The organism is Nocardia donostiensis (assembly GCF_002081715.1).
Taxonomy (GTDB): Bacteria; Actinomycetota; Actinomycetes; order Mycobacteriales; family Mycobacteriaceae; genus Nocardia; species Nocardia donostiensis.
In genome coordinates, this window is the sequence record NZ_MUKP01000105.1 from 1 (window position 1) to 4,498 (window position 4,498).

General features: G+C 66.9%; 5 protein-coding genes. 1 reads left to right on the forward strand and 4 read right to left on the reverse strand.

The features are described from left to right. From B0T44_RS26015 to B0T44_RS26030, 4 genes are all read right to left on the reverse strand, one after another. A partial coding sequence (locus B0T44_RS26015; RefSeq protein ID WP_139795377.1) for a PPE domain-containing protein occupies nucleotides 1-692 on the reverse strand: 692 nt, incomplete at its 3' end. A 45-nt stretch (nucleotides 693-737) separates the two neighbouring features. Further along, nucleotides 738-1,070, reverse strand: a complete 333-nt coding sequence (locus tag B0T44_RS26020) for a PE family protein (protein ID WP_077116160.1) — start codon at nucleotides 1,068-1,070, stop codon at nucleotides 738-740. 181 nt (nucleotides 1,071-1,251) lie between these two features. Continuing rightward, complete coding sequence (locus B0T44_RS26025; protein WP_077116161.1) at nucleotides 1,252-1,602, reverse strand: metallopeptidase family protein; 351 nt, start codon at nucleotides 1,600-1,602, stop codon at nucleotides 1,252-1,254. 19 nt (nucleotides 1,603-1,621) lie between these two features. Further along, nucleotides 1,622-2,641, reverse strand: coding sequence for a septum formation family protein (locus tag B0T44_RS26030; protein WP_245839419.1), 1,020 nt, complete (start codon nucleotides 2,639-2,641; stop codon nucleotides 1,622-1,624). 490 nt (nucleotides 2,642-3,131) lie between these two features. Here B0T44_RS26030 and serS point away from each other — a divergent pair, with 490 nt between their 5' ends. Next, on the forward strand, nucleotides 3,132-4,406 hold the full coding sequence (serS, locus tag B0T44_RS26035; RefSeq protein WP_077116162.1) for a serine--tRNA ligase: 1,275 nt from the start codon (nucleotides 3,132-3,134) through the stop codon (nucleotides 4,404-4,406). The last annotated feature ends 92 nt before the right edge of the window (nucleotides 4,407-4,498 follow it).

Genomic DNA, 4,498 nt, shown 5'->3' on the forward strand with positions numbered 1-4,498 from the left:
CCCGCGACATGCGCGACCTGGGTGGCTGCACTGGCCACACCCGGGTTGTTCGCGATCGCGGCGGCGGCCGCCATCGCCGTTTTCACCGGGTCGCCGTTGCCGCTCTGGTAGGAAGCGTCGGCGGCTTCCCCGGCGGTGGCCTGTCCGGCGCCGTGGGCGATCGGTGGCGGGGCGATGAACTCGCCGGGGGTGACCACCGTCGAGGTGACGGCGGCTTCGTAGGTCTCCATCGTCAGCGCCGCCCGCAGATCGAGCAGGGCCTTGGCGGCCTCCGCGATCTCCGAGGTGCCGTTGAGCACGCCACCGGTGGTGTGCGCGGCGGCTCGGGCAGCATTGACGGCCGCGATCTCGGGCAGACTCGGCATCGCGATCGAGGCCACCGTGTATGCGGTGGCCTGAGTGGCGGCCTTTGTGCCCATCGCGGCGGCGAGGACACCCTGCTGTTCGGACCACGCCAGGAATCCGCCGAGCCGCGCCAGCGCGCCGACGCCGTTGAAGCTCTGCATACCGACGCCGAGTTCGGCCAACACTCGCACGACGGTTGCGGTGGCGTCCACCCAGGCGCCGGTCAGCGCGCCCCATGCGGTGGCCGCCGCGGTCATCGGGACGGCATGCGCTCCTGCGTTCAGCGCGATCGAATTGCCTTCCGCCAATCTGGGTAGCCAGAACACCCCGGTGATGCCTGCGGTCATGCTTGTTTCTCCCCTTTAGGTGTATCGATGTGGATCGTGGGCGCTCTAGACGGCGATCGAGGTGAACGGCCCCCCGGTCAGGGTGGTGACGGCCGCGGAGGCGGCGTCCTGTGCGAGGTAGTGCGCCAGCTGGGTCCGCAAGGTGGCGGCGGCATGGTGTAGTTCGAGCACGCCCTGGGCGACGGCACGATCGTGGGTGGCCGCACCGCGGTTCATATGGTGCGCTCCCAACAGCGATGCCTCGTCGGCTCCGGAGGGAATCACATGGGTCGCGGGCGCGCTGATAGCGGCTGCCCCGGCAAGCCGGTCGGCCAGCAGATCCAGTTCGACCGCGGCGGCGAGAATGAGCTCAGGTGTGACGTCAACGTGGCCGATCATGCCTCGACTCCTTCTGGTGGTAACTGTGGGGCGGAACCACGAGAATTCCCCCTATGAGTGTTGGACGCGACAGCCGCGCAAACGGTTCCATCGAATCCGAACTTTCTTCCGATCTTTCCCTACGCCTGCGAATCCGGGCAATCCCCTGCGGGCTCGGTTCGTCGGCAACCCAGGCTAAAGACTAGCCCCATCCCAGCTGATGCAGTCGCTCTTCGTCAATCCCGAAATAGTGTGCTATCTCGTGGATCACGGTGACCGCCACCTCTTCCACGACTTCCGCTTCGTCGGCGCAGATCTCCAGCAGGGCATCCCGGTAGACGGTGACGGTATCGGGCAGCGAACCGCCGTAATGGCTGTCGCGCTCGGTCAACGCGATCCCGTGATACAGGCCGAGCAGATGCGGGTCTTCCGGATTGCGTGCTTCGATCAGCACGACGACGTTGTCGATGGCGCGGGTCAGTTCCGGCGGGATCAGATCGAGCGCGTCGGCGACCAGTTCTTCGAAACGGTCCTCGGACATAGCGACCGGCATGCGCGTACGACCTCTGTTTCTAGCGTGGTTCCGGCTGCGGCGGCAGCGGTGCAGCGCCGGGAAGCGGTGCGGGCGTGGAACGTCCGGTGTTGGGCGGCGGCACCGGTGCCTGCCCGTTGATCAGGATATCGCCCCTGGCCGATCCGGTGATCGGTGCGAAACCTTCTTGGTCGGCGCCTTTTCCGACCATGCAGTTCAGTTTACGGCTGCCCGCCAACCAGCTGCGCGCGTCGATGTAGTCGAAGAACACCGTGAGTGTCTTATTGCGCAAGACATCAGGCCCGCCCAGGTACTCGTTGGAGGTGCGGCCACATTCCTCCTCCAGGAACTTGTCCTGTTCCTCCTTGGACGGCGGGCCGCCGTTGAACCGGGCGCCGAGGTCGACGGTGGAGGCCATTTCGACGGCGTGCGGCTTACTGCAGTCCACCGGGTCGGTAGGCAGGTTCTGGTCGATGCCGAGACAGACCCCGGGCTCGTAGACCTTCGACTGATCACTTTCGGCCACCCTCCCGGTTTTGGGCAGCGGGCTGCCGCTGAGCCCCGGCACCTGCAGGCCGCAGCGCAGAATACGGTCTCCTGACTTGGCCCAGCCCTCATTGCTGGGATACATCAGGCCGACGGCGTAGCGGCCGCGCGGATCGAGCCGCCCGCCCAGGTACCGCTGCGCGGCGGGCACGCAATGCTCCTCCCGGAGTTCGGTGAGCCGCAGCGAATCCGGCCAGCGCGCCCCGGGACCGAATTCCTTGCCAGGGTATTTGCTCAGGTCGATGGTGTCGGTGACCTCGAACAGATGCTCACCGCCGCAATCGACCTCCACCAGGTCGGAATGATCGGGCGCAGTCCAGGTGAGGCAGTCGCCGGAGCCGACGGAGGCAAATACCTTCTCCGCCTTGGCCTGCCCACCGCCTGCCGCACCATGCGCTGCCAGGCCCGTATCGTTTTCGAAGCCGGTGACGAAGAGCGTGACCAGCGCCGCCGATACGGCGCCGACCGCGACCGCGAGCAGCCCCCAGCGCAAAGTGGGGGCTGACAGCCGCACGCCGCCACCCTGTGACTCTGCATCCTCGGCGCCGCCCGCAATACCCGGCGAGGACCCGGCCGCTGCCGACCCGGGCCGGTATCGGCCGAACGAGCCGAGCGTGCGAGCCTTCGCGGATCCGAGTACGCGGCTACTGCGGCGGCCGTCCGCCCGACCGTGTGCCCGGCGATCAACGCGCGAGCGCGACGAGCCGCCGTCCCGAGTGCTCTCGGGCGCCGGCGGGAACGGGGGCACATCATCGGTGGACATCGCGGTCCATCATGGCAGCGCATCCCCCTCGAATGCCACGACCCGCCCCATCGGTGTCGTGCGATGTTTACCGCGGTGGTTTGTGTCGAGTGCGCTGAACAACGTGCGGAGCCACGACTGTGCCCTCAGTGCCTCTGCCCTGTCTGACCAGGAACGCACCGCTGTTGAGTGCACTGCACTGTGTTTAGTTAGCTGTACTCGCCTGAAGCGTCGAGAACCCTGCGAACTAGGCTGGTCAGCCATGATCGACCTCCGACTCCTGCGCGAAGACCCGGAGCGGGTCCGCGCATCGCAACGAGCCCGTGGTGAAGACCCGGCGCTCGTGGACGCGCTGCTAGAGGCGGACGCGGCGCGCCGGGCCGCGGTCGCCACCGCCGACAATCTGCGCGCCGAGCACAAAGCCATGGGCAAGCTGATCGGCAAGGCGAGCAAGGAGGAGCGGCCCGCGCTGCTCACCCAGGCGCAGGAGATGTCGGCCAAGGTCAAGGAGGCCGAAGCGGCGCAGCATGCCGCCGACCGCGATCTGGACGCCGCGCAGCGCGCCATTTCCAATATCGTCCAAGACGGCGCCCCGGCAGGCGGCGAAGCCGATTTCGTCCTGCTGGAGACCGTCGGGACCCCACCGGAATTCGATTTCGCCCCCAAAGACCATCTGGAACTGGGCGAATCGCTGGGGCTGATCGATATGGAGCGCGGCGCGAAAGTTTCCGGCGCCCGCTTCTACTTCCTCACCGGCTACGGAGCGCTGCTGCAACTCGGGCTGCTGCAACTGGCCGCGCAGCGGGCGGTGGCCAACGGTTTCACCATGATGATCCCGCCGGTGTTGGTGCGGCCGGAGATCATGGCAGGTACCGGTTTCCTCGGCAGTCATTCGGCCGAGGTCTACCACCTCGCCGAGGACGATCTGTATCTGGTCGGCACCTCGGAGGTGCCGCTGGCCGGCTACCACTCCGACGAGATCATCGACCTCGCCGACGGCCCGAAGCGGTATGCAGGCTGGTCGTCCTGTTTCCGCAGGGAAGCAGGCAGCTACGGCAAAGACACCAGGGGCATCATCCGGGTGCACCAGTTCGACAAGGTCGAAATGTTCGTCTACTGCCGGCCCGCTGACGCCGACGCCGAACACCAGCGGCTGCTGGCCTGGGAACGGGAGATGCTGGCCGCGATCGAGGTGCCGTACCGGATCATCGACGTCGCCGCAGGAGACCTGGGCAGTTCAGCGGCCCGTAAATTCGACTGCGAAGGCTGGGTGCCGAGCCAGAACACATACCGGGAACTCACCTCCACCTCGAACTGCACCACCTTCCAGGGCCGCCGACTGTCTGTGCGCTACCGGGACGAGAACGGTAAACCGCAGATCGCGGCGACTTTGAACGGCACGCTGGCGACCACCAGGTGGATCGTTGCGCTGCTGGAGAACCACCAGCAGTCCGACGGTTCGGTACGGGTGCCCGACGCCCTGGTTCCTTTTGTAGGCACCGAGTTGCTGACGCCGCCGCGGGGACAGCGGGGCTGACACGCTCGGGTGCGCTTTGTGCGTACCTGCGCGTTCGCTCCGGCCGTGCGCTTTGTGCGTACCTGCGCGTTCGCTCCGGCCGTGCGCTTTGT

Excerpts from the sequence above, each read along its gene's own strand:
- B0T44_RS26020 (WP_077116160.1), bottom strand. The coding sequence starts at position 1,070 with ATGATCGGCCACGTTGACGTCACACCTGAGCTCATTCTCGCCGCCGCG.
- B0T44_RS26025 (WP_077116161.1), bottom strand. The coding sequence starts at position 1,602 with ATGCCGGTCGCTATGTCCGAGGACCGTTTCGAAGAACTGGTCGCCGAC.
- serS (WP_077116162.1), top strand. The coding sequence starts at position 3,132 with ATGATCGACCTCCGACTCCTGCGCGAAGACCCGGAGCGGGTCCGCGCA.